Source organism: Lysobacter sp. Soil_N_23 (genome assembly GCF_057656135.1).
Map to the genome: position 1 here is coordinate 89,415 of NZ_JBDGKY010000012.1, position 24,429 is coordinate 113,843.

General features: G+C 66.7%; 23 protein-coding genes. 5 read left to right on the plus strand and 18 right to left on the minus strand.

Going from position 1 to position 24,429, the window contains the following annotated elements; translation table 11 throughout:
• Window positions 1-60 precede the first annotated feature (60 nt).
• Window positions 61-705 (plus strand): hypothetical protein, encoded by a 645-nt coding sequence (locus AC3A3X_RS10855; RefSeq protein WP_487583038.1) that lies wholly within the window; start codon window positions 61-63, stop codon window positions 703-705.
• A 122-nt stretch (window positions 706-827) separates the two neighbouring features.
• Here AC3A3X_RS10855 and AC3A3X_RS10860 read toward each other — a convergent pair whose 3' ends face one another.
• The 4 genes from AC3A3X_RS10860 to AC3A3X_RS10875 all read right to left on the minus strand — a co-directional run bounded on the left by AC3A3X_RS10860 (window position 828) and on the right by AC3A3X_RS10875 (window position 3,473).
• Window positions 828-1,256 (minus strand): hypothetical protein, encoded by a 429-nt coding sequence (locus AC3A3X_RS10860; protein ID WP_487583039.1) that lies wholly within the window; start codon window positions 1,254-1,256, stop codon window positions 828-830.
• A 57-nt stretch (window positions 1,257-1,313) separates the two neighbouring features.
• Complete coding sequence (locus tag AC3A3X_RS10865) at window positions 1,314-1,919, minus strand: TetR/AcrR family transcriptional regulator (protein WP_487583040.1); 606 nt, start codon at window positions 1,917-1,919, stop codon at window positions 1,314-1,316.
• On the minus strand, window positions 1,919-2,413 hold the full coding sequence (locus AC3A3X_RS10870) for a hypothetical protein (RefSeq protein ID WP_487583041.1): 495 nt from the start codon (window positions 2,411-2,413) through the stop codon (window positions 1,919-1,921). The genes AC3A3X_RS10865 and AC3A3X_RS10870 overlap by 1 nt, the downstream gene beginning before the upstream one ends.
• A gap of 109 nt (window positions 2,414-2,522) precedes the next feature.
• Complete coding sequence (locus tag AC3A3X_RS10875; protein ID WP_487583042.1) at window positions 2,523-3,473, minus strand: oxidoreductase; 951 nt, start codon at window positions 3,471-3,473, stop codon at window positions 2,523-2,525.
• On the opposite strand from AC3A3X_RS10875, the gene AC3A3X_RS10880 reads away from it, so the two are divergent.
• On the plus strand, window positions 3,447-4,409 hold the full coding sequence (locus AC3A3X_RS10880; RefSeq protein WP_487583043.1) for an AraC family transcriptional regulator: 963 nt from the start codon (window positions 3,447-3,449) through the stop codon (window positions 4,407-4,409). The two genes, AC3A3X_RS10875 and AC3A3X_RS10880, sit on opposite strands and share 27 nt — an antisense overlap.
• 25 nt (window positions 4,410-4,434) lie before the next feature.
• Here the strand turns inward: AC3A3X_RS10880 and AC3A3X_RS10885 are convergent, their stop codons facing one another.
• Window positions 4,435-5,358 (minus strand): LysR family transcriptional regulator, encoded by a 924-nt coding sequence (locus AC3A3X_RS10885; RefSeq protein WP_487583044.1) that lies wholly within the window; start codon window positions 5,356-5,358, stop codon window positions 4,435-4,437.
• A 104-nt stretch (window positions 5,359-5,462) separates the two neighbouring features.
• Between AC3A3X_RS10885 and AC3A3X_RS10890 the strand changes: the two genes are divergently transcribed.
• Both AC3A3X_RS10890 and AC3A3X_RS10895 read left to right on the plus strand, forming a co-directional pair.
• Window positions 5,463-6,212 (plus strand): SDR family oxidoreductase, encoded by a 750-nt coding sequence (locus tag AC3A3X_RS10890; RefSeq protein WP_487583045.1) that lies wholly within the window; start codon window positions 5,463-5,465, stop codon window positions 6,210-6,212.
• Between the two features lie 50 nt (window positions 6,213-6,262).
• Window positions 6,263-7,195, plus strand: coding sequence for an alpha/beta fold hydrolase (locus AC3A3X_RS10895; RefSeq protein WP_487583046.1), 933 nt, complete (start codon window positions 6,263-6,265; stop codon window positions 7,193-7,195).
• Between the two features lie 50 nt (window positions 7,196-7,245).
• On the opposite strand, the gene AC3A3X_RS10900 is transcribed toward AC3A3X_RS10895, so the two are convergent.
• The 13 genes from AC3A3X_RS10900 to AC3A3X_RS10960 all read right to left on the minus strand — a co-directional run bounded on the left by AC3A3X_RS10900 (window position 7,246) and on the right by AC3A3X_RS10960 (window position 23,095).
• The gene (locus AC3A3X_RS10900) at window positions 7,246-8,118 is read right to left on the minus strand and encodes an acid phosphatase (RefSeq protein ID WP_487583047.1); all 873 of its coding nucleotides are present in this window, start codon (window positions 8,116-8,118) and stop codon (window positions 7,246-7,248) included.
• A gap of 93 nt (window positions 8,119-8,211) precedes the next feature.
• A complete protein-coding gene (locus AC3A3X_RS10905) occupies window positions 8,212-9,258 on the minus strand; it encodes a sialidase family protein (RefSeq protein ID WP_487583048.1) in 1,047 nt (348 codons plus the stop codon).
• Between the two features lie 31 nt (window positions 9,259-9,289).
• Window positions 9,290-10,849: a sodium/sugar symporter gene (locus tag AC3A3X_RS10910; protein WP_487583049.1), complete on the minus strand. Its 1,560-nt coding sequence runs from the start codon at window positions 10,847-10,849 to the stop codon at window positions 9,290-9,292.
• Between the two features lie 9 nt (window positions 10,850-10,858).
• Window positions 10,859-11,767: an SMP-30/gluconolactonase/LRE family protein gene (locus tag AC3A3X_RS10915; RefSeq protein ID WP_487583050.1), complete on the minus strand. Its 909-nt coding sequence runs from the start codon at window positions 11,765-11,767 to the stop codon at window positions 10,859-10,861.
• Window positions 11,768-11,769: 2 nt separating this feature from the next.
• Complete coding sequence (locus AC3A3X_RS10920) at window positions 11,770-12,573, minus strand: SDR family NAD(P)-dependent oxidoreductase (protein ID WP_487583051.1); 804 nt, start codon at window positions 12,571-12,573, stop codon at window positions 11,770-11,772.
• Window positions 12,574-12,580: 7 nt separating this feature from the next.
• On the minus strand, window positions 12,581-13,729 hold the full coding sequence (gene dgoD / locus AC3A3X_RS10925; protein ID WP_487583052.1) for a galactonate dehydratase: 1,149 nt from the start codon (window positions 13,727-13,729) through the stop codon (window positions 12,581-12,583).
• A complete protein-coding gene (locus tag AC3A3X_RS10930) occupies window positions 13,726-14,376 on the minus strand; it encodes a 2-dehydro-3-deoxy-6-phosphogalactonate aldolase (RefSeq protein ID WP_487583053.1) in 651 nt (216 codons plus the stop codon). The genes dgoD and AC3A3X_RS10930 overlap by 4 nt, the downstream gene beginning before the upstream one ends.
• A 10-nt stretch (window positions 14,377-14,386) precedes the next feature.
• Complete coding sequence (locus tag AC3A3X_RS10935; RefSeq protein ID WP_487583054.1) at window positions 14,387-15,103, minus strand: FadR/GntR family transcriptional regulator; 717 nt, start codon at window positions 15,101-15,103, stop codon at window positions 14,387-14,389.
• A gap of 102 nt (window positions 15,104-15,205) precedes the next feature.
• Window positions 15,206-16,762, minus strand: coding sequence for a sialidase family protein (locus AC3A3X_RS10940; protein WP_487583055.1), 1,557 nt, complete (start codon window positions 16,760-16,762; stop codon window positions 15,206-15,208).
• A 2-nt stretch (window positions 16,763-16,764) separates the two neighbouring features.
• Window positions 16,765-19,539 (minus strand): TonB-dependent receptor, encoded by a 2,775-nt coding sequence (locus AC3A3X_RS10945; protein WP_487583056.1) that lies wholly within the window; start codon window positions 19,537-19,539, stop codon window positions 16,765-16,767.
• Between the two features lie 69 nt (window positions 19,540-19,608).
• Window positions 19,609-20,769: a glycoside hydrolase 5 family protein gene (locus tag AC3A3X_RS10950; RefSeq protein ID WP_487583057.1), complete on the minus strand. Its 1,161-nt coding sequence runs from the start codon at window positions 20,767-20,769 to the stop codon at window positions 19,609-19,611.
• 125 nt (window positions 20,770-20,894) lie between these two features.
• Window positions 20,895-22,043, minus strand: a complete 1,149-nt coding sequence (locus AC3A3X_RS10955; protein ID WP_487583058.1) for an aldose epimerase family protein — start codon at window positions 22,041-22,043, stop codon at window positions 20,895-20,897.
• 113 nt (window positions 22,044-22,156) lie between these two features.
• Window positions 22,157-23,095: a 2-dehydro-3-deoxygalactonokinase gene (locus AC3A3X_RS10960; protein WP_487583059.1), complete on the minus strand. Its 939-nt coding sequence runs from the start codon at window positions 23,093-23,095 to the stop codon at window positions 22,157-22,159.
• A 177-nt stretch (window positions 23,096-23,272) separates the two neighbouring features.
• On the opposite strand from AC3A3X_RS10960, the gene AC3A3X_RS10965 reads away from it, so the two are divergent.
• Window positions 23,273-24,283 carry a glycoside hydrolase family 43 protein gene (locus tag AC3A3X_RS10965; RefSeq protein WP_487583060.1) on the plus strand — a complete coding sequence of 337 codons (1,011 nt, stop codon included), beginning with the start codon at window positions 23,273-23,275 and terminating at the stop codon, window positions 24,281-24,283.
• The last annotated feature ends 146 nt before the right edge of the window (window positions 24,284-24,429 follow it).

Consider the following 24,429-nt stretch of genomic DNA (forward strand, 5'->3'; position numbering starts at 1 on the left):
GCTGTCACGCTGGTTTCATGTATGCCTCCTAGCATGCGACAGCCCCAGACAACCGCCGTCATGCTGCTCGGAAAAACCGCCAAGGCTCGAAGTTGCCTGCTTGAACGCCCAGCGGAGTTGAGTCTGTCCGAGCGCCGGATCCTGATCCTCAGCGATGGAAAGCGCGAGCGCGAAGAGATCGTTGGCATGCTCGGCCAGTCCAGTCAGGCGTTGGTCGACAAGCTGCTGCTGGAGGACTACCTGGTCGTGGTCCACGAACCTCCGGGGCCTGCTGCCGGTGGGCGCTCGTCGACCGTAACCGGCTTGATCCGCGCCGTGGCTGCCGCCACGGCGGCGGCGCAACCATCGCGCGCGGCATCCGCGGCGGAGGCATCGCCCGTTGATGCGCCCAACACTGCGATCGCGCAACCGGCGCCCACAGGCAAAGCGCCCGCCCCACGACGCTCGATGGCCGCGACCCGGATGTACATGATCGACATGCTGCAGTTGCAGCGGTCCCCGGAGGCGGCGGCTCTCAAGCATGCCGTGCAGCTGTGCAACAATCCGGGCGAACTGATCGGCAATGTGTTGGCGGCGCTCGCGCACCTGCGCGACGTAACCAGCCCCAGCTACGGCCAGCGCGTGGCCGAGCGCCTCACCGAGGTCATTCCGGAGCAGTACCTGGCGAAGTTGATTGCGGCCATCGCCAACCACGAGCCCGCCTAGACGCTCGCAGGCGCGGCAGACGTATCGCCAGATCGCAATCGGAGCGATTGGTGGTCGACCGGGTCCGATGGGCCATGTCCTGCCGGGCTCGGAACCAACCCGGCAGGGATTCAAGAAGTGGCTCAGGCCGGCCGAGCGCGGAAATAGCTATATCGCACGAGCACCCACACGCCGCCAGCCCACTGGTATTCCCACGTTTGCGTCCAGCCGCCGCTGTTGTGCGTGATCGAGATCGTGTCGCCGGGGTTACCACTCGGCGGCAGCGGAACCGATGGGCCGTCACCCGGTGCCTGCGGACGGAAGGCGGTTTGAGTCGTGGTGGTGCGGACCTTGATATCCCCTTTCAGCAGCATCGGGTCACCGACGAGATCTCCCGGTCGATGGGGGGCATGCTCAGCGAGCCATTGCTGAATCTGATGTGCTTCGACGGAGCCCGCCTTGTACGTGGCGGTCGTGGTTGTGGATCGCGAACTGGTGACCTCCTGTGCGTGCGCATGGAGCGACGCAACAACCAGGAGCAACGCAGCCAACATGATCTTCCAGATGCTCATCGTGAACTCCCTCTCTTTGAAGTGCCGGTTGGCGGACAGCTGCGGTTCGTTTCGCGGCTAGGCCACTCTCAATCGATCAGTGGACAGCTTCGCGATCTCCCGGAAGAGCGACGCATCCCCAGCCGCCCGGGCAGCAAGCATTGCGCCATGTATCGACGCGGTGAACGCAGAGGCCTCGGCCGACGGCGTGTCGGTCAACTGCAGGCTGCCCCTGGACGCCCCTTCCTCCATGGTCAACGCGACCCAGGCGTGGAGGTCCTTGAAATGCCCTTTGACCTCATCGGCGACTTCGGCGGGTACGGCAGGCAGTTCCGCAGCAAGCAGCGCGCAGATGCAGATGGGGGGATTCGACGCCTGGATGCATTCCGCCCAGAAACGCCCATAGGCAACAAGCCGTTCCAGCGGATCGTGGCTGGTTTGATCAAGCGCCTGCAGGCCACGCCGCGTTGCGTCGCGATGGAGGACGACCGTTGCCTTCACCAGGTCTGCCTTGGTGGGGAAGTGATGATGAATGCTGGCCTTTCTGACATCCACCAGCTCGGCGATGTCTGCATAGCTGAAGCCGTTGTATCCGCCCGATGCGAGCAGTTCATTCGTCCGGGCAATGATCTCCTGCGCTTTCGGCGAGTACTGCAACGACGAATCTGGTCTGGATGAGGACATCACCTGCCCACCTCTCTCCGGGCGGTTCCCCGCTTGTACAGCGCACGCATCTGCACGGGGACGCCGACTACCAGCGCGAGGAACAGTACGCCCTGCGCGCCCAGCAGCAACGGATCCTTCATGTCGGTTACCAGCGGATTGCCGACGGGCAGCCTGCGCAGGCTTTCACTTACGGTGGGCACCATCAGCAGGAATACGCTGATGCTGAGCGAGACCGTCTCCACGTACTTCCCGATTGGCCCGGCCCCGGACCATCTGGAGAGGCCGTAACCCAGCAAGAGCACTACCAGCGTGACGGTCGCAACGATCGAGCTGACGGGCTGATGCGCGATCGGATAGACCGTGAGCACACCCAACAGCATGAACCAGAAGTAGGCACGCCCTGCTCCGGTCTCGGGAGCAATCCGTCCATGCCTGGCGAGCATGTAGGCGGCGAGAGGTATGGCAGGGAGGCTTCCAAGCGTATGGAGCCAGCCGATAGGAGAGATGCCCATGGGTCATTCCTTCAGGGGGGGGAGAATTGAGACTACCTATCGGTAGGTAGACTGTCAACCTGGCCAGCACGCTCCGCTGTTGCAGGCGTCGACGTCCTCTGCGCAGTCCTCAACCATCGGTTGAGCACGTGATGTGCTCCCAGCGCGCAAGTTCTTCCTGAAGGCTGGCGACCTTCGCACGGACCAGGTTCAGTGCATCGCTTCCCAACAACAGATGGGCGGGCGGGGCGTCGCTTTCGATGATCTGCAGGATGGCTTGCGCCGCCTTGTCCGGATCGCCCAGCTGATTGCCGCTGACCTCCTGCCGGCGTTGGCGGATGGGATCGAACAGCCTGTCGTAATCGCCAATGGAGCGTGGCGTGCGCACCATGGAGCGGCCTGCCCAGTCGGTACGGAAAGACCCCGGCGCCACCGCCGTCACGTGAATACCCAGGTCGCGCACTTCCTTGCCCGCTGCTTCGCTGATGCCCTCGAGCGCGAACTTGCTGCCGCAGTAGTAGGCGATGCCCGGCATCGTGATGAAGCCTCCCATCGAGGTGATGTTGAGGATCCTCCCGGAGCGGCGGGCTCGCATGCCAGGAAGCACCGCCTTCATCATCGCCACTGCGCCGAATACATTGACATCGAACTGCCGCTGCATCTGCGTCAGTGGCGACTCCTCCATGACGCCCTCATGGCCATAGCCGGCGTTGTTCACCAGCACGTCAATCTGCCCGAGCGTGGCCACGATCTCGCCCACCACCGAGTCGATCGACTCGAAGTCGGTGACATCAAGCAGGCGCGCATGTGCACGCCCGGGCGCCAGCCCCTGGAACGCGTTCGCGGCGTCCTCGTTGCGCACCGTGCCGACGACGCGGTGACCTGCGGCCAGCGCGGCCAGCGCCAGTGCCCGGCCGAAGCCGCTGCTGACGCCGGTGATGAGGAAAAGTTTCGAATGGTCCATTGCGCGCTCCGGGGGATCGATTGGAGTGCACAATACGAAGGCCATTGCATGCCGGTAAGGCGTGGAAGCCTCGCAAAATTGCCTATTCCTATGAAGCGCCGGATCGCCATCGCACACGGCAAGCCCCGCGGTCTGGCACCGCTGGCGCCCCTTGTCCTGGCACTGGCGCCACATGAGGGCTACAACCTGACCCCGCTCTCCAGCGTCCGGGTACTTAGGTCGAACCGCCCGTTGTCCCGTACCCCTGTCCTCTACGATCCCGGCATCGTGATCGTCTGCCAGGGGCGCAAGCGAGGCTATTTCGGCCAGCGCACCTTCGTTTACGACGCGCACCAGTACCTGGCGGTTTCGGTGCCTGTGCCCTTCACCATGGAAACGGATGCCTCGGCGGCAGAGCCGCTGCTGGCGCTGTATCTGCACCTGGAATTACCGCTGGCGGCGGAGCTCACGCTGGAGATCGATCGCCACGGAAGCACTGCCAACAACGTCGAGCCGCAAAGCATGATGTCCAGTCCGTTGGACGACGCCATGCATCTGTCCGTGCAGCGCCTGCTGCAAGGCCTGGCGGATCCGATGGAGGCCGCAGTTCTGGGCCCTCAACTCCTGCGTGAGCTGTACTACCGCATCCTGACCGGTCCGCAGGGCTCCGCCATGCGCGCCGCACTGACGATGCAAGGCCGGTTCGGAAAGATCGGCAAGGCACTGCGGCGCATCCACGCCTCATACGACCAGGCCCTGAACGTGGCACGCCTGGCTGAAGAAGCCGGCATGAGTCCGCCTTCGTTTCATAGCCACTTCAAGGCGGTGACCTGCACCTCGCCCATGCAATACCTCAAGTCGACGCGACTGCATCAGGCGCGGCTGCTCATGGTGCAGGAAGGGATGACCGCAGCTGCCGCCTGCCATGCCGTGGGATTCGAAAGTACTTCGCAGTTCAGCCGCGAATTCAAGCGGCTCTTCGGTCTTACACCCGCCAGGGAAGTGCAGCGCATGCGCGAAAGCTTCACGCTGCCGAAGCGGCCGCCAGACGCCATGTACGTATCCTCCCACTAGCTGGCGATGCTGACGCCCGCCAGGATCACGCCGCGGCGATGACGTCGATGCCCTTGACCAGGCGCGACGCCAGCCGCTTGTTCTGCAACTGCACCAGCCACCAGTCCAATGCCCGGCCCTGGTGATCGCCACGCCAGGCGACATAGAGCAGATTGGGTTCGCGCGGGTCCGCCATCTTCTTCTCCACCAGGTCGCCGCGCTTGAGCAGACCGGCCACCCGATCGCGCGGCAACCAGCCCACGCCCAGCGCTTCGCGTTGCGCCTGGATCTTGGCGGACATGCTCGGCACCGCCAGCGATGGCTGCCCGCCAAGGACGCCGTAGCCGCGCACGTCCACCCGCCTCGATGTGTCGGCCACCACTACGGCACGGTGCTGGAGCACCGCGGTGGCTTCCACCGGTTCCTTGGCCCTGGCCAGCGGATGACGCGGCGATACCGCGAACACCCAATCCATCACACCCAGTTCGAACCAGCGCAGTCCGGGAATGACCGGTGGTTCATTGGTCGCGCCCACCACCAGGTCGGCACGGCCATCGCGCAATGCGTCCCAGGTGCCGGTCAGTACTTCATGGGTGATGCGCAGCGTCACGCCGGACTTCAGCGCGTCGAATGCGCGAATCACCGGCACCAGGGTTTCGAACTCGAGGATTTCGTCGGTGACGATCCACAGGCGATCTTCCCAGCCTCCGGCCACCTGTTTGACCCGTTGCGTCAATCGCGACACGTCCAGCATCAGGCGGGCGGCTTCCTGCGCCAGCAGGTGGCCGGCCGGTGTCAGCTGCAGGCGGTAACGACGACGATCGAACAGCAGGGCGTCGAAACGCGCCTCGAGCTGCCGCGCCGCATGCGACACCGTGGAAGGTGCCTTGCCCAACCTGGCGGCGGCCCGCGACAGGCTGCCGCTCTCGCGGATGGCTTCCAGCAGGGCCAGTTCGTCGGCTGACAACATGTTCGATACCTTCGAACGAGTTCGTCGCGATTGTGGCACGGAAAGCCGGAGGCACCGCGCCAGTATGGCGTTACAGCAATGCGCTGGCATCGAAGGACATCACCATGAACCGCTTCAACAACAAGACCGTTCTCGTCACCGGCGGCAGCAGTGGCATCGGCCTGGCCGCCGCCAAGGCGTTCGCCGCAGAGGGAGCACGCGTGGTCATTACCGGTCGCGACGCCGCGGCGCTCGAACAGGCCAAGGCCGCCCTGGGCCCCCACGCAGTCGCACTGGTCAACGATGCCGGCAACACAGCCGATGCCAAATCGCTGGCGACGACGCTGGCGGCCAGCGACCTGCGCCTGGACGCCGTGTTCGTCAACGCCGGAGCCGCGAAGTTCGCCGCCTTCCCGGACGTGGACGAGGCGCTGTGGGACCAGATCTTCAACACAAACATCAAGGGCCCGTACTTCCAGGTCCAGGCGCTGTTGCCGCTGCTCAACCCGGGCGCATCGATCGTCATCAACGGTTCGATCAATGCACGCATCGGCATGCCCAACACCTCCGTGTATGCGGCCAGCAAGGCTGCCGTGATCTCGTTGGCGAAGACGCTGTCGGCCGAGCTGCTGCCGCGCGGCGTGCGCGTCAACGTGCTCAGCCCGGGACCGGTCTCCACGCCGATCTACGGCAAGCTCGGCCTGGATGCCGATGCGCTCGAAGCCACGGCCGCGCAGATCCAGAACCAGATTCCGCTGGGCCGCTTCGGCACGCCGGAAGAGATCGCTGCGACGGTGCTGCATCTGTCGTCGCCCGAATCGGCCTACATCGTCGGCACCGAGATCATCGCCGATGGCGGCATGAGCCAGCTCTAGGCGTCAAACCCATCGTCCACCCCCTCGATCGCCCGCCCCAGGAGAACGTCATGAACACCTTGTTGCGTCCTTTCCGACGCGCCGCCACTGCCCTGCTGGTGCTGCTTGCCATGCAGGCGGGTACCGCACTGGCCGCCAGCAACGATTCGATCCAGAGTCATTCCGCCAACGTCAATGGCGTCACGCTTCACTACCTGCAAGCCGGGAAAGGCACTGAAACACCGGTCGTTCTGCTGCACGGCTATGCGCAAACCAGCCACATGTGGCGCCCGTTGATGCGTCAGCTGGCCGATCGCCACGTCGTGATCGCACCGGACCTGCGAGGCGCCGGTACATCGTCCAAGCCTGTCGGCGGTTACGACAAGAAGACCCTGGCGCAGGACATCCATGCACTGGTGAAGGCCCAGGGGTATCCCAGGGTGAAGATCGTCGGTCACGACATCGGCCTGATGGTGGCCTACGCCTACGCGGCGCAGTATCCGGACGATGTCGAGAGCATCGTGCTGATGGATGCGTTCCTGCCCGGTGTTGGCGACTGGACCAAGGTCTGGCTGTTGCGCGACCTGTGGCATTTCCATTTCTACGGCGAAGTGCCGCTGAAGCTGGTCGACGGCCGCGAGCGCATCTACTTCGAGCACTTCTGGAACGACTTCGCCGCCGACCGCACCCACTCGGTGTCTGAATCGGACCGCCAGTTCTACGCCGCCGAGTACGCCAGGCCGGACGGCATGCGTGCCGGCTTCGAGTACTTCAGGAACCTGGAGCAGGATGCACAGGACTTCGCCGAGCTTTCACGGACCCGGTTGCCGATGCCAATGCTCGTGTTGACCGGCGAGAAGGCCTCCGGCCAGTTCCTGATCGACCAGGGCAGGCTCGTTGCCACCCATGTCGAGGGCGTGGTCATCACCGGCTCAGGGCATTGGCTGGTCGACGAAGCGCCGGAACAGACGATTCCCGCGCTGGTGTCGTTCCTCAACAGGTAATCGGTCGAGGGGCTTCGACAAGTCGCAGCCCCTCGACGTGTGACGGCGTCCTAAAGCACCCGCTCGAGCTTGCGCTGGAGCGCGGTCGCCTCGGCGGCGCAATCACGGTCCGGTGCGAGGCCCTGGCTGCGCGCGCCGGCGATCTCCGCCTTCGCTGCGGCCATGTCGGCCTCGAAGGTGGGATCGGCGTGCAGGCGGGCGACGGTGCTGGCGCCCATGAAGCGGCCTTCGAGGATGTCGCTCTGCCAGTGCACGTTGCAGACCAGGCGGCTTTCGCCGAACGTGCGGCCGCGCGCGAGTATCGCGTCGGCACGGTCGGGTGCGAGCTCGGTAAGCATCAAGGCCCAGGCCCAGCCGATGGTGGTGTGGCCGGAGGGATAGGAACCGTCCTTGCGCAGCGCGGCCTCTTCGTCGGGCGTGCAGCTGGCCTCCTTGGCGAGCACGAATGGACGCGTGCGGTTGTACTGGTTCTTGGCCCCGTAGGTCGACATGCCGGCGTCGATCATGCTGCGCTGGAGCAGCATGTACAGGCGCGGCGTAGCCTGCTTCGACACCGGGATGCCGAGCGCGCACTCGAATGTGCCCGCAACATGTGGGAAATTCAGGTCGGCATCGCTGATCGCCTGCCGCCAGCGTGGGGTGCCGCGCAAGGTGATCGCTTCCTCGCGCACGGCCTGGTCGTGGGCGAACGCGGCCGATCCGGTCGCCGGCGGCTTGGGCAGCAGGGCGAGGCTGTCGAGATATTGCGATTGCTGCAGGTAGCCGGCGGGGACACCGGGGCGGATCTCCGGCACGGCGGCCGGGGCAGTGACCGCCGGTTCGGCGGCGATGGCGGGCGGCGCCTTCTGCGCCTGGCTGGCACAACCGGCAAGCACGGCTAGGGAGCTGCACAGGGCGAGGCGCAGGGCGCTGGAAGTGCTCATGTTTGTCCTCGCTTGTCGGCTGAAAGCCGAACCTTCCGGGCGTCGGAGTGAATGCGCCGTGATAGCCGCCGCCCCCGGCGACGACTTGCTGCGTCAGCGCCCGGCCGCCTCGTAGACGCGACCGAAGCGGATCTTCACCGCGCCCTGCCCGGCATTGTTGATCACGCCGATCTCGTTGGCGCCAAGCTGGTAGAGCGCCGGCCAGGTGTGGCGGAAGCCGAACGGCCAGGCCGGCTGCGCCACGAGCTGCCAGTGCGCGCCGTTGTCGTCGCTCCAGCTCACCTCGTTCTGGCAGGAGCTGACGAACGCCGTGCCGGCATCGGTGACCATCACGTGCGGGCCGCAGCGTTGACCGGGCAACGACGACCCCAGGCCCTGCGGCCAATGCATGCCGTCTTCGGAGTACTTGATCGACACCGGGCAATGCTTGTCGTCGCCACAGATCTCAAACACGAGCAGGTAGCGGCCATCGTGCAGGCGTGCCATCACCGGCATGCCGGGACGCAGTTTGCCGCCGCCGGGCTCGGCAACGATGGATGCCTTCGGTCCCCAGGTCTTGCCGCCGTCACGGGAGATCCGCTGCGAGACGACCTGGTTGTAGGTGGGCGTGGCGTCGGCGAGCGTCTCGTCGGCATAGAGCACCGACAGCGCACCCTCTGCGAGCACGGACAGCATCGGCTCCCACAGCCCGCGGTCCTGGTGCCCGGCAGGCGCCTCGTTGCGGTCGATGGTGCTCAGCAGCTGCCAGCTGCGGCCCTGGTCGTCGCTTGCGTACAGGTTCAGACGGTACGACTTGCCATCCACCAGCGAGCGCATCGCCAGCAATACACGGCCGCCGGGCAGCACCAGCAACTCGCCGTTGTCGAGCTTGCGACCAGTTTCGGCCAGCGTCGAACGAAGCGCCCATGTGCGCGCGTTGTCGGCGCTGAGCGAGAGTGCCAGCGTCGACGGCGCATCCTCGTGGAAGCGGCTGGTGACGGCCAGCCAGCGGCCATCGGGCAGCCGCGCCATCCGACCCCAGCCGGCATCGCGCTCGGCGATGGTCGCGGTGCCGCCCCACTCCACCCTGGTTGCCGCGGCCGGCGTGGCGGCGATCAGCGTGCCCGCCATCAGGGCGATGCCGATGATGCGACTGGCCATTGGGCGCATGACGACGCGAACACTCATCGCATCACCAGAACGTCGCATACAGCGCAACCAGGATGACCACGACGGCGAAGGCGGCGATGTTGAACGACGGTGCGGTTGCATAGCTGACATCGCCGGTACGGATGCGATCGCGATGGCCGCTGGCCGTCGTCATCAGCGCCACCACGGTGGCCAGCGCGAACGACAGCAGGAACACCACGCCGATGCGGTCCATGAACGGCAACGACGGCCAGGCCAGTTTCAGCACCAGCGACAGTACGAACGAGCCGCTGGCCGCTGCGAGCGCACCGGCTTCGTTGGCGCGCTTCCAGAACAGGCCCTGCAGGAAGATCACCACGATGCCCGGAGTGAAGAAGCCGGTGAACTCCTGGATGTACTGGAAGCCCTGGTCGAAGTTGCCGAGCAGCGGACGCGCGGTCAACACCGCGATCACGATCGCGGTGGCCGCGGCGATGCGGCCCACTCGCACCAGCTTGGCCTGCGGCGCCTGGGCGGCGCGCTTGGCGTAGAAGTCGAGGGTGAAGATGGTCGCCACCGAATTGATCTTGGAGGCGAGCGAGGCCACGATCGCCGCCACCAGCGCGGCGAACACCAGGCCGAGCACGCCGCTGGGCAGCAGCCGCATCATCGTTGGATACGCGGCGTCGGGACGGTCCAGGTTCGGCGCCAGCATCACCGCGGCGATGCCTGGCACCACCACGATCAACGGCATCAGCAGCTTCAGGAAAGCGGCGAAGACGATGCCCTTCTGCGCTTCGCGGATGTCCTTGGCGGCCAGCGCTCGCTGGATGATGTACTGGTTGAAGCCCCAGTAGCTGAGATTGGCAACCCACATGCCGCCAATCAGCACCGAGATGCCCGGCAGGTCCTTGTAGAAGGGATTGTCGCGGTCGAGGATCATCTCGAACTTGGCCGGATGCTGCGCCCACAGTGTCATGAAGCCATCGACGACGCTGCCGTGGCCGATCTGGCCCAGGGTGATGCCGGTAACCAGCAAACCACCCAGCACCAGCAGCGTGACCTGCACGATGTCGGTCAGCGCCACCGCCTTCAGCCCGCCGTACAGCTGGTAGACCAGCGCGAACGCGCCCAGCAGCACCAGCGCCAGCGTCTGGTTGATGCCGGCGACCTGCGACACCGCGATCGAACCCAGCCACAGGATCGAGGTGAGATTGACGAACACGTACAGGCCCAGCCAGAACACCGCCATCAGCGTGCGGATGCGATTGCCATACCGCTCCTCGAGGAACTGCGGCATGGTGTTGATGTCGTTGCGCAGGAACACCGGCAAGAACCACTTGCCGACGATCAGCAGCGTGGCTGCGCCCATCCACTCATAGGAGGCGATGGCCAGTCCGATGGCGTAGCCCGAACCGGACATGCCGATGATCTGCTCGGCCGAGATGTTCGCCGCGATCAGCGACGCGCCGATCGCCCACCACGGCAGCGCGCGGCTGGCGAGAAAGTAGTCCTGCGCCGATTTCTGGTGCCCGCCTTTCTCACGCGAGACCAGCTGGGCCAGGATGAAGATGCCCGCCAGATAGGCCAGCACGATACCGACGTCGAGGGTGGAAAGGCTCATTGCGTATCTCTAGGCAAGGTGGAGTCTGGTCGCGGCGTGCGGATCGCCGGCGAATCGGGATTCGGCGAGTCCGGCTACGCCCGGTTCCAGGGCGAACAGGTCGCCGGCGTGGCGGTCGGTGGCGCGCGTCGCGGCATCCATCCCGTCGTAAGCGCTGGTGAGGTAGAGCGTGTCCAGGCCGGGACCGCCGAAGGCCGCACGCGTAGGCTGCGACGTGGGCAGCCTGATGATCCGGTCTTCCCGACCATCGGGCAGGTAGCGCACCACGCGCGAGGCGCCCCACTGCGCGTTCCACAGACCGCCTTCGGCGTCGACGGTCGAGCCATCGGGCTCGCCAGCGAGCGTGGACAGATCGACGAACGTCGAGACCGGGCCCAGCCGATCTGCGTATCGGCAGCGTTCGATGCGCTTTTGCAGCGAGTCGCAGAAGTACAGCGTGGTGCCGTCCGGACTGAAGGCGACACTGTTGGCGATCGCCACGCGCGGCAGCGGCAGCGATTGCAGCCGCAGGTCGGCCTCGAGCCGGAAGAACTGGCCCAATGCCTGCTTGGGACCAACGGCCGGCTCGTGCATCGTTCCGAACACGAAGCGACCCTGGCGATCGCAGGCGCCATCGTTGGCGCGGGTCGCAGGCGGCAGCTCAAGGCGAAGCAGTTCGCGCAGCTCGCCGGTTTGCAGATGGAAGAACGCCAGCCGCGATGCCAGCGCCAGCAGCAGCCAGCCGTCGGCTTCGCACAGCGCGAACGACGCCAGGCGCTCGGGCATCGGCCAGGAGCGCACTGCGCCGTCGGCCGGCACGTAGCGCCACAGCATCGCCGCCTGGATGTCGGTCCAGTACAGCGCCTGCGCGCGTGGGCACCACAACACGCCCTCGCCCAGCCGGTTGCCGGCCGGCACCGCGACGCGCAGGTCGTGCATGGTCAGACCCAGCCGCCGTCGACGATGAAGCTCTGGCCGGTGCACATGCGGCTGTCATCGGCGGCCAGGAACAGCGCCATCCGTGCCAGGTCCTCCGGCTGCAGATGGCCTGGCAGGCACTGGGCGCGGCGGATCTGCGCCTCGCCCTCCTCGTCCAGCCACAGTCGCCGCTGCTTCCGGGTAATCACCCACCCCGGCACCAGCGCGTTGATGCGGATGCGGTCCTTGCCAAGCTCGCGCGCCAGGCCGTTGACCAGGCCGTGCACCGCCGACTTGTTCATCGCATACATCGGGTAGCCGGCGTTCTTGATCATCCAGCCGGTGGAGCCCAGGCAGATCACCGACCCGCCGCCGAGTGCACGCATGTCGTCGGCGACGGCCTGCGTGGCGAAGTACTGATGGCGCAGGTTGACGGCGACGTTGCGTTCGAAGTCGGCGGCCGTGGTCGCGCCGAAAGCGTGTCGCACGTCATTGGCGGCGTTGTTGATGAGGACCGCGATCGGGCCGATCCGCGCCCGCGCCTGTGCGATCGCCGCGTGCAGCGCATCGAGATCGGTGACGTCGCAGTGCAGGTAGACCGGCGCATGCGGCACGTCGCCAAGGCTGTCGAGCAGGGCCTGCGCGCCGGCGTCGTCGATGTCGAGCAGCGCCACGCGTGCGCCCTGCGCGGCGAAGTGGGCAACAAAGCTGGCGCCAATGCCGGTGGCGCCACCGCTGATCAGTACCGTCCGGCCGGACAGGCTGGGGTAGCGGGCCATCTGCCGCGGATCGCCTGATTGATCGCCTGGTTGCATGTTGTCGGTCATCGTCGGCTCACCATTCGGCCACGCTGCCGTCGGCATGGCGCCAGACCGGATTGCGCCAGCGATGGCCTTCGACGGCGCGTTCGTCAACGTAGTCCTGGTTGATCTCGATGCCCAGGCCCGGTCCGGTCGGCATCGCCACGTAGCCGTCCTTGTAAGCGAACGGCGAGCGGTCGGCGAGGTAGTCGAGCAGGTCGTTGCCGGCGTTGTAGTGGATGCCCAGGCTTTGTTCCTGGATGAAGGCGTTGTAGCAGACCGCATCGAGCTGCAGGTTCGCCGCCAGCGCGATCGGCCCCAGCGGGCAGTGCAGCGCGACGGCGACGTCGTAGGCCTCGGCCATGGCGGCGATCTTGCGCGTCTCGGTGATGCCGCCGGCATGCGACGGATCGGGCTGGATGATGTCGACGCCACCGGTCTGCAGCACGCGCTTGAAGTCGAAGCGTGAGTAAAGGCGCTCGCCCAGCGCGATCGGCGCCGGCGACAGCGCGGCCAGTTCCGGGATCGCCTCGAGGTGTTCGGACAGCACCGGTTCCTCGATGAACATCAGGCCGAACGGCGACAGCTCGCGCATCAGCACGCGTGCCATCGGCTTGTGCACGCGGCCGTGGAAGTCCACCGCCAGCCCGATCTCCGGTCCGACTGCGTCGCGGACAGCCTGTACGTTCTCCAGCACATGGGTGACCTTTTCGTGCGAATCGACGATCTGCACTTCCTCGGTGGCGTTCATCTTGACGGCGGTGAAGCCGCGCGAGACCGCTTCCATCGCCGCGCGCGCGGTATCGGCCGGGCGGTCACCGCCGATCCACGAGTAGACGCGGATGCGGTCGCGCACGCGGCCTCCGAGCAGTTCGTGCACCGGCACGCCCAGGGCCTTGCCGTGGATATCCCACAGCGCCTGGTCGAGGCCCGCCAGCGCGCTCATCAGCACCGGGCCACCGCGGTAGAAGCCGCCGCGGTAGAGCACGTTCCAGTGGTCCTCGATCCGGCGTGGGTCCTTGCCGATCAGATAGTCCGACAGCTCGTCGACGGCGGCGGCGACGGTGTGTGCGCGGCCTTCCACGACCGGTTCGCCCCAGCCGCTGATGCCGGCATCGGTGTCGATGCGGACGAACAGCCAGCGCGGCGGAACGAGGAAGGTGGTGATGGCGGTGATCTTCATGGATGGGGGTCCGTGCTTCTGGCGATCGTGTTCGTCTTGTTCCAGGCGTCGACGTAGGCGCGCGCGCGGCGTCCCACTTCGACGGAATCCATTCCGGGCGCATAGAGCGCCGATCCGATACCGAAACCGGCAGCACCGGCCAGGCGATAGTCGGTCATGCGTTCGGGGGTGATGCCGCCGACCGGCAACAGCGCGGTTCCGCGCGGCAGCACGCTCAGCCATGCCTTCAGTACCGGCGGCGGAAGCTGCTCTGCCGGGAAGAGTTTCAGCGCATCGGCGCCGGCATGCAGCGCGGCAAAGGCTTCGGTCGGCGTGGCAACGCCGGGCGTGCAGCGCAGGCCCGCGTCACGCGCGGCGGATATCACCGCTGTATCGGCATGCGGCATCACGATCAGGCGGCCGCCGGCGCGGGCAACTTCGTCGACCTGCGCAGGCGTGAGCACCGTGCCGGCGCCTACCAGGCAGTGGTCGCCGAGGTCGCTGGCCAGGCGCGCGATGCTGTCGAGCGGCCGCGGTGAGTTCAGCGGCACCTCGAGGATGCGGAAGCCTGCTTCGAACAGCGCCGCGCCAATGGCCGGCGCTTGCTCCGGCGTGAGCCCGCGCAGGATCGCAACCAGCGGAAGCGGTTGCAGCCACCCGGCGCTCATGCCGACACCTTCAGCGCGCGGGTTTGCGGGCCTTGCCGCGTCCGCGTATGTTCGCGCGCGAGTCGACGATCATGCCGTGCATGGATTCGCGTGCCTGCTCCGGCCGCTTCAGCCTGATCGCGTCGTAGACCGCGAAGTGCCGTGGCAACGAATACTTGAAGTCGACCGCAGTCTTGGCCGACAGCAGGAAGTACGCCCCCAGCGCGGTGTCGATGACCGAGAACAGCGAACCCATCAGCTCGTTGTTGGCCGCATCCAGCACCCGCTCGTGGAAGTCCAGATCGGCCTTGGCCCAGGCGTCCAGGTCGGCCGCGGCCGCCATCGCCTCGTAGGCCGACTTGATCTTCGCCAGTTGCTCCGGCGTGCGCCGGCGTGCCGCCGCCGCCGCCGCCGCAGGCTCGATGATCTCGCGCATCTCCACCAGCTTCTCGACGAAGTCCTCGGTCGGCATGGAGGCGCAGCGCCAGGCCAGGATGTCGGCGTCGAGCTGGTTCCAGTGCCGGGTGTCGCGCACGCGCGACCCGGTCTTCTGCCGCGTCTCGATCAGGCCCTTGGAACTGAGCACCTTCAGCGCTTCGCGCAGCGCCGTGCGGCTGACCGCCATGCGCTGGGCGAGCGTCTCCTCGCGCGGCAGCAGCTCGCCCGGCTTGAGCTTGCCACTGACGATCAGCCGGCCGATTTCCTGTATCACCTGGTCGTGCAGGTTGCGTACCGCGATCTGTCTCACTGGATCCCCTTTGGCACGGCGCCGGGCGCGTGGCAGCCACTCGTATTATCCGACAATAGGGGTATAGCACGACTGCGGTCGCACCGTGGATGGGGTCGTGAGTCATGGCGCGACCTGCGTTATTGCGAGGTAGTCATAGTCCAGCGGACGCTGCGCGTTGGCGACGACAATCCGGTTGCTGCCGGCCTGCAGCGGCGCATCGAATTCGGCCATGCGCCAACCCGCGGCGCTGACGTCGGCGGCATGCCCGACGAGCTTGTGGCCGTTGAGCTGCACCTGCGGCGCGGCGGCGAAGCCGATATCGGCGTAACGCACCTGCAGTCGGCGCACGCCGGCGGTACCGGCCTGGACGTCGAAGGAAAGATCTGCGCCGGGGCCGCTGGCGAGGCGGACCTTGCGACCAGACGACGCGCTGGCGTCGTCGATCTGCGCGCCGCGTCGACGCACGCTGTCTTCGGCCTCGTAACGGTTGAAGGCCAAGGGCGCCGACGCGTACAGGATCTCGTTGGCTTCTTCCTTCGCCGGCCCGACCGCGGTCGACGAGGAGGTCACGTGCAGCAGCTCGCCGTCGCCGCGCATCACCATCGCCTGGGTCCATCCGGCGTGGATGTTGCCGGTGACCTTCTGCACCGGTGCCGGCGTTTCCCACCACGGCCCGCGCCCGCCCTTGTCGTTCCAGTACAGCGTGCGGCCGCCGGCATCGCCTCCACCGCCGGCGCGCTGAGCGGCGACCAGCAGCACGCCGTCGGCGGTCTCGCCCGGGAACCAGCGCACGATCGGGCACGCTGAAGGCCAGGCGCCGGATGCGGTCTGGATCGCCACGCCGCGGTCGCCGGGATCACCCCAGTCGAGGCCGTCGCGGCTGGTCTTGAGGTGCACCTGGCCGTTGCGTTCGCCGTCGATGTTCTCGTAGACCATCGCGTAGCCGGTGCCGGTGCGCGTGACGATCGCCATGCCCGGGCGCTCGACACCGCCGGGCAGGGCAACGTCGACTTGCTCCTCGCCCCAACTGCGGCCGCCGTCGCGCGACACCTTGTGCGCGAGCAGCTGGTTGAAACCGCGCTGCTTGTGCTGCTCGCTGGAGTAGAAGGCCACCATGCGACCGTCGTCGAGCACGACGATGTACGGCTCCCACACGCCCTGGTTGAGGCGGTCGCTGGGCTGGCCGCGACCTTCGACAATCGTGCTGAGGTAAGACCAGCGTTCTCCGCCGTCGCTGCTGGCGTAGAGCTGCAGGTCCTGCTGGATCAGCTGGCCCTGGTCGTTGCGGTGGATGGCATTGGCGGCCAGCAGCAGGGTGCCGGCCGCGAGGTCGCTGCTGCTGCGGGCCAGTTCGCTCAGGTGCGGTTGCCAGCGCAGTTGCCAATGCTTGCGGTCGCCGTGCGACTGGTCGTCGACTTCGCCGACCTGGCGCCAGCGATCGCCGTCGTCGCGACTTTCATACAGCGGGATGCCGCCGGTCGCCGACGGCTCGAACACCAGCAGCATGCGACCGTTGTCCTGCGCGCCCGGCTGGTGTGCCAGGCGCACCGCCGAGACGTAGCCGACGCCGACGGCCAGGCGCTTGCCGACAGCGCCGATTGTGTCCGGCGCGGCCGTAACCGCGCCGGTGCATAGCAGCATCGGCGCGATCAACCATGCGGCGGCGGCGACGCGCACCGTCACAGCTTGAACCGGAAGCCCAGGCCGATGGTCTGGTCCTGGAAACGGATATCGCGCGGACGCGTATCGCCGTCACCCCAGAACTGGTGCAGGTTGTTGCCCAGCAGGTTGGTGGCCGACAGCACCACGGTCGCCTGTTCGGTCACGTCGTAGCTGATCGAGAAGTCGAGCGAACTGGCCGGCTCGACCTGGTCTTCGTTGCCAGCCACGGTCGGCTGGGTGAAGAAGTCGATGTACCGGCTGCGGTAGCCGTAGGCCAGTCGCGCCGACACGCCGAAGTTCTCGTAGAACAGCACCGCGTTGTAGTTGTTCTTGGAGACGTTCTGCAGCGGCTGCTCGACCTCCGGGCCGCCGATGAACTCCGGCGAGCGGGTGGTGCCGTCGATGTAGGTGTAGTTCAACTGCGCACCCAGGCCGTTCCAGGCACCGGGCAGGAAGTCGAAGGTCTGCTGCCAGGCCAGTTCCACACCCTGCAGATGACCGCTGCCGGCGCTCTGCGGCGAGGACAGCTCGAACGGTTCGCCGCCGATGGTGACGTTGGTGACGTAGTTCTGGATGTAGCCGTCGATGTCGCGGTAGAACAGGCCTGCGCTGGCATAGCCGACCGGCGAGAAGTACCACTCGATCGAGGCGTCGTAGTTCTTCGACTCGATCGGGGTCAGGTCCGGGTTGCCGCTGGCGGCGATGCCGGCGCGGTTGATGGTGCCCGGGTTGAGCGAGATCGACGGATTGAGCGCGCCGAAGTCCGGATAGCTCAGGGTTTTTGCCGCGACCAGGCGCAGCTGCCACTCGTCGTTGAAGTGGATGTTGGCGCTGGCGTTGGGCAGCGTGTTGGTGTCCTTGGTGCTGCGGCTGAGCGGCGAGTACACGCCGGTGCTGGCGTCGAACGAGAAGGCGTTGAGGTCACGCTCGACGCGCTCGATGCGCGCACCGACCAGGCCGTCGACGCGCACGCCGAACAGCTCCGTGTCGTACTTGGCCTGCAGGTAACCGGCCAGCTTCTCCTCGCCGATGTCGAAGAAGCGACCCGGGTTTTCCGGTGCCAGGCCGGTCGGCAGTCCGTACAGGGTGCGCAGGTAGTCGGCGCTGTCGATCAGGTAGTCGTAGCACGGCACCAGGAACTTCTGGTGCAGCGCTTCGTTGCCACGCTTGCTGCAAAAGAAGTTGGCGCCGGGGAAACGCGAGACCACCTGGTTGTCGGGATTGGGCGTCTCGACGATGTTGCCGGTGCCGGCACCGCCCGGCGGCGGGGTCGAGATCTCGACGCTGCCCTTGGCGGTGGAAGTGCGATCGGCATAGCGCAGGCCGAACTGCAGCGAGGCGATCGGGCCGTCGACGAAGTCGAAGTGGCCATCACCGCGCCAGTCGTTCTCTTCGCCGTACGAATAGCCCCAGGTCTGGAACAGGCCGTTGAGGTAGAAGCGCGACGGATCCAGGGCCGGGTCGCCGGCCAGGTACCAGTTCTGGTGGGAGCCGGCGGTGCCTTCCCAAACCGTGGTGATCGGTCCGCTGAGGAAGGTGTCGATGATGAAGTTTTCGTCGCGGTAGTAGCCGGAGGTGCGCGAGATCTCGGTGGAGAGATGCAACCGGTCGCCGTCCCACTTCACGCCCAGCGCGTTCTGGATGTCCTGGCCGCGCTGCTTGTGCGCCTGGGTGCTGGTGGCCGAGTACGTGTCGCCGGTCCAGGAGCCACTGGTCGCGTCGCAGATGGTCTGCCCTGCCAGCGCGCCGTCGAGCTGGTTGGGATAGCAGTGGCCACCCACGCCGAGCTGTGACGGCGAGACCACCCCGACGGGGAAGGTGAAGTAGAAGGCCTGCGAGAAGCTGTCGCGGACCCAGTCGTACATGCCTTCGAGGTAGACCTCGGTGTCGTCGCGCGGCTTCCACTGCAGCGCGTAGTTGAACGCGCCGCGCTCGCGGTAGCCGTCGTTGTAGGCGGTGCCCCAGCCGTTGGGCGCGGCGATCAGGTTGCCGTCGTCGCTGCGGATCGGCGCGCCGCTGCCGTCGGTGACCACTTTCGGGAAGTCGCCCCAGACCGCGTCGTACGCATACTCCTTGGCCTGGTAGCCGAAGTTCACCAGCGCGCCGAACTCGCCGGCGTCGGTGTCCCAGCGGTCGCTGAAGAGCAGGCTGGCATTGGGATCGATCTTGCCACCGTACTTGCTGTGGGTGGCGGTATAGGTGCCGGCGATTTCGCGGCCATCGAAATCGAACGGACGGCGGAGCTGGATGTTGACCAGGCCGGCGATGCCACCGAGAGGGAGAGTGGCGTCGCTGGTCTTGTAGACATTGAGCTCCCTGACCGCGGTCGCCGGCAGGTTCTGGAAGGCGAAGCCACGACCGGAGCTGCTGAAGATCTCGCGGCCGTTGAGGGTGCTGATGACATTGGGCAGGCCGCGGATCACCACCGAGGTCGCCTCGCCCTGCCCGCCCTGCGCGATCTGCACGCCGGTCACTCGCTGCAGCGCGTCGGCGACGCTGTTGTCGGGCAGCTTGCCGATATCCTCGGCCACGATCGAGTCGACGATCATGTCCGAGTCCTGCTTGATCGACTGCGCGGTTTCCAGGCTCTGGCGCAGGGCCGTGACGACGACGGTATCGAGGTCCTTGGCTTCCTGCGATTCGGGCGCGGCCTGCGACGGGGTCGGGGCGACGGACTGGGACTGTTGCGCGGTGGCGCCGGCCGCGACGTCCTGGGCTTGCGCCAGCACCGGCAGCACCAGCGCGGACAGGATCGACAGCGACAACAGCGAGCGGGAGTAACGTCGGTTCATGGCATCGTCTCCGGACGAAGGCGTGAGCGTTCCGCACCGGTCGTCAGTCGCGACCGGTGGACACTCGAGTCAGAGGGCAGGAACTTCTTTCTTTGGGGTCTTGGTGAGGGCGCGGATGATTTCGATCTCGCGTGCCCGGTATGGCTTTCCGTCGCCGTGCAGCAGGTCATGGAACCAGAGCGTCGGCGGCTTCTGGGTATACGGTCGCTCCCACGAATCCCAAGGGAAGCGTGTCTGGGTCTTGCCATCGACGAAGCCCCAGTTGTACATCGCCACGTTATGGCGCTTGGCCACCGGCAGCACGCCGTCGATGGTGGAACCGGCGCCGCGTGCCAGGTACTCGGTGCACAGCAGCGGACGTCCGTACACCTCAAGCTCGCGCACGCGCTGCTCGAAGTCTTCCGGCCACGAGTAGGTGTGGAACGAGATCACGTCCGACTGCTCGATCTGCACCTTCTCGACACGATTGAGCTTGTCGAGCCGGTTCCAGTCCGGGTTGTGCCACACGCCACTGGTCAGCGGCTGGGTCGGGCTTTGCGAGCGGGCCCAGGCGAACACCTGCGGCAGCAGTTCGGCGACGCGATCGAACTTGTGCTTCGATTCGCGCGGCGTGTAGTAGCCGCTGCCGCCGCCTTCGTTGTCGGGCTCGTTCCACACGTCCCAGGCGAGCACGCGATCGTCCTTGCCGAAGCTGCCGACGATGTCCTTGACGTAGCGCTCCAGGCGCGGGTGCTGCCTGGGGTCGTCGAGTGCGGCAGTACCCGGGCCCTGCACCCATCCGGAGTTGTGCACGCCGGGGATCGGCGGGCGCTGCGGGCCAAGTTTCGGATCAGGATCCCAGCACGAATCGAACAACACCAGCATCGGCCGGATGCCGTGCCTGGCCGAGATCTGCAGGAAGGTATCGAGGCGGCGCTTGAAGCCCGCCGGATCCTTCTGCCAGGCCAGGTCGTGCAGGAACACGCGCATCGTGTTCATGCCCATGTCCGCGGCCCAGCCCAGTTCCAGGTCGATACGCTTGGGGTCGAAAGTCTCGGCCTGCCACATCTCCAGCTGGTTGATCGCGTTGGCCGGTATGTAGTTGCTGCCGACCAGCCACGGCTGGCGTTCGTACCACTCGTTGGCCTGGGCCTGCGACCAGCGTGCGCCTTCGGCGGCTTGCACGGGCAGTGCGATGGGCACCGCCGCGATCAGCATGCCTGCCAGCAGGTGCGTCAGCCACTTTTGCATCGGATGCTTCTCCTTTCCAGATTCGGACCGGGTTGGTGTCAGGCATGCCTCCGGCGTCCACGATGGGCGACCATCGTGCTGCGGCGGCATCGGCGCCGTGCAGGCCGCCGCTCAACCGTTGGCGTTCAGCGGGTCTTGCTTGCGTCCTGTTCGACAGAGAAGCGGTAAACCATGCGGTTCACGTACTTCTGACCGGGCGCAAGACGCGCCGAACCGAAACTGCCCTGGTTCGGCGTGTCGGGGAACAACTGGGGTTCGAGCACGAAGGCATCGCCCTGGCGGTACACGTGGCCGCTCTTGCCGACCGTGGTGCCATCGAGGAAGTTGCCCGAATAGAACTGCAGGCCCGGCTGCGCCGACGACAGCGACATCACCCGGCCTGAGCGCGGATCGCGCACGCGCGCGACTTCGCGCAGCTGCTTGACCGGCGCGCGACTGACGGCCCAGTTGTGGTCGTAGCCGCGGCCGTACAGAAGTTGCGTTTCCGAACCGGTGCGCAGGTCGCGGCCGATCGGCTTGGGCGTGCGGAAGTCGAAGACGGTGCCGGCCACCGGCGTGAACTCGCCGGTCGGAATCAGGGTCGCATCGACCGGCGTATAGGCATCGGCGGCGATCACCAGCTCCTGCTCCATCGCCGTGCCCGAGCCTTCGCCCGACAGGTTCCAGTAAGCGTGATTGCTGAGGTTGACGATGGTCGGCTTGTCGGTGCTCGCACGGTATTCGATCGCCAGCTGGCCGTTGCCTTCCAGCGCGTAGGTGGCGGTGACGGTCAGCTTGCCGGGATAGCCCTGGTCGCCGTCGGGGCTGACGTAGCGCAAGGTCGTGCGATCGGACCTGGCCTCGATCACTTCCCAGACCACCTTGTCGAAGCCGCGCGTCCCACCGTGCAGGCTGTTGACGCCATTGTTGACCGGAACCGAGTACTCGCGGCCGTCGAGGATGAACTTGCCCTTGGCCAGGCGATTGGCAAAGCGGCCAACGGTGGTGCCGAAGTACTGTGGCGTGGCCAGGGTCGCGGCGAGCGTGGAATCGCCGAGCACGACATCGGCGTAGCGGCCGTCGCGGTCGGGAACCTCCAGGGAATGCAATGCCGCGCCGAGGGTCAGCACGCGAGCCTGCATGCCGCTGCCGTCGCGCAGCGTGATCGTTTCGACCTTGCTGCCGTCCGGCAGCGTGCCCGCCACCGCGCGCTCCTGGGCGCTCGTCGTTGCAGTGGCCGCAAGCGCCAACGCGCCCGCACACCACATCGCCCATACCGTGCCTTGCCCCGTCACTGTCGACCTCCCAATCGGCGTGGACGTTACAAAAACATATAATCAGACAATACGCACGTTGCGCTGCAACAAGGGTCCGGCCCGACGAGGTTTCCGGGCAACCCGCAACGCGATCAGGCCGGGCGCGATGACCGGCAGAGCGCGTCGATCTCGAGGAATCCGCGTACGACCGCATCGGCCGAGGCCACCGGGCGTGAGGCGATGCCCAGCTCCGCCAACGCTGCCTGGTACAGCGCACTGACCGCCGCCGAGCCCACCAGCGGCAGCGTCGCGGTGCGCATTTGCGGATACAGCGCCAGGGCATCGGCGATTTCCGATCCGATGAGTACGCCGCGCAGGTATGCGCCGGCGTCCTTGCGCGCGAGTGCGCCGCGGATCACGCGCGCGCGCGCGCCGAACAGCAGCGCGCCCAGCCCCAGCTTGCGATCGACCGCATTGCGCACGCCGTCGCGGAATGCCGGCCCATCGGCGGCGGCGCCCTCCTCGACGATGGAGGAGAGCAGTCCAGTTGCGGTCAAGCGGTCGAAGATCTCGCCCGACATCGCCGTCATGAACTCACTCACCCGGCCTTCGTGCATGCGCACCCATTTGGTGTGCGTGCCCGGAAGCGCCACGACCGGCGCGTCGCCAAGCTGGCCGGCGGCGAGCAGCCCGAACAGTTCGGTTTCTTCGCCGCGCATGATGTCCGGTGCGCCGTCGCCACTGCGCACGCAGGCGAGGCCGGGCACGATCGCGGCCTCCAGACCGCCGATGCTGACCGGCAGCAAGCCGCCTCGGAGCTGCTGCAGGCCGGCCGGGCAATCGACGTAGCCTGCGTCGGCCCAGCCGATGTTGGAGCCGATCATGCCCGCCGCGTACACGCGCGCGACCTGCGGCCATCGCGCGCGGACCTGCGCTGCCATCCCGGCCATGCCGTCGCGCGTGAGGGTCGCAACTCCGGCGGCCGCCTCCAGCGAGTCGCGCACCTGGCCACCAGGCGCGATGAGATAGGCGCGGAAGTTGGAACTGCCCCAGTTGATGCCGACGATGGCGTCGGCGTGCGTCTCGCTCATGCTTGGACTCGTGTGGTTGGCAGGCGCTGAAGACTCGCGACGTCGCAGTCCGCCGCCTGTTGCGGCGCAACTTTGAATTTGTCGGATTATATGATTAGGTCTGCTGCTCGCAAGCAACCCCGGCGAGCCTGCGCTGGCCGACGGGCGCCGACATGCCACAACAAAGGAGATGCGCCGATGTCCCACTGCATGACGCGGCTGGCGGCAGGCCTGCTGGTGCTCTGCGCCGCGGCCGCGCAGGCGGCCGATGTCGATACCTTCGTCAATCCGTTGCTGCCATCCGGACCGGACCCGTGGATCGTCCGCGACGGCGACGCCTACTTCTACATGAACACGCTCGGCGACCGACTGGCGATCCGCAAGACCACCGACCTCACTCGCCTGGCCGATGCGCCGGAGGTCACGGTGTGGCGGCCGCCGGCCACCGGGCCGAACGCGATATCGATATGGGCGCCCGAACTCCACCGCATCGGCAGGCGCTGGTACATCTACTACACGGCCGCAGCGAGCGGTCACGACGAAGATGCCCATCGCGGCATCTTCGTGCTCGAGAACCCAGGCGATGATCCGACCCGGGGCAAGTGGATCGACCGCGGCCGCCTCAAGACGGCGCACACGGGCATCGACGGCACCACGTTCGCCCACGGCGGCAAGCGCTACTTCATCTACTCGCCGTATGTCGGGCCCGACAGCGTGCTGGCGATCGTGCGGATGTCCGATCCGTGGACGCTGACCGGCGCGGAAACCATCATCGCCCGCCCCGACCAGGCCTGGGAACGCCAGGGCGGTCGGCAGATCCTCGAAGGCCCGGAGTTCCTGGCCGGTCCGAAGGGCGACCTGTTCCTGTCGTACTCGGGCAGTGCCTGCTGGTCCGACGACTATGCGATCGGCCTGCTGCGCGCCGCGCCCGGCAGCGATCCACTCGATGCGTCGGCCTGGACAAAGGCGACGGCGCCGATCCTGGCCAAGGATCCGCAGCGCGGCGTCTACGCGCCGGGGCACAACGGCTTCTTCCAGTCGGCCAGGGGCGACGAGACCTGGATCGTCTATCACGCCAATCCCGGCCCGGACATGAAGTGCACCGCCAAGCGCTCGCCGCGGATCCAGCGCGTGTACTGGACGGATGAGGGACGACCGCGCCTGGATCGCCCGGCAGGATCGACCGTCCCGCTGGCCAAGCCCAGATAGCCTGTGCCATGCGTAGGAGCGAGCTTGCTCGCGAATGGCGTGCGGATGTGCCTGTTCGCGAGCAAGCTCGCTCCTACGCAACCGATGGCAGTGCGGTCGGTCAATGCGGCAGGCGCCGGACACGCTATTGTGTCCGCCCGACCGCT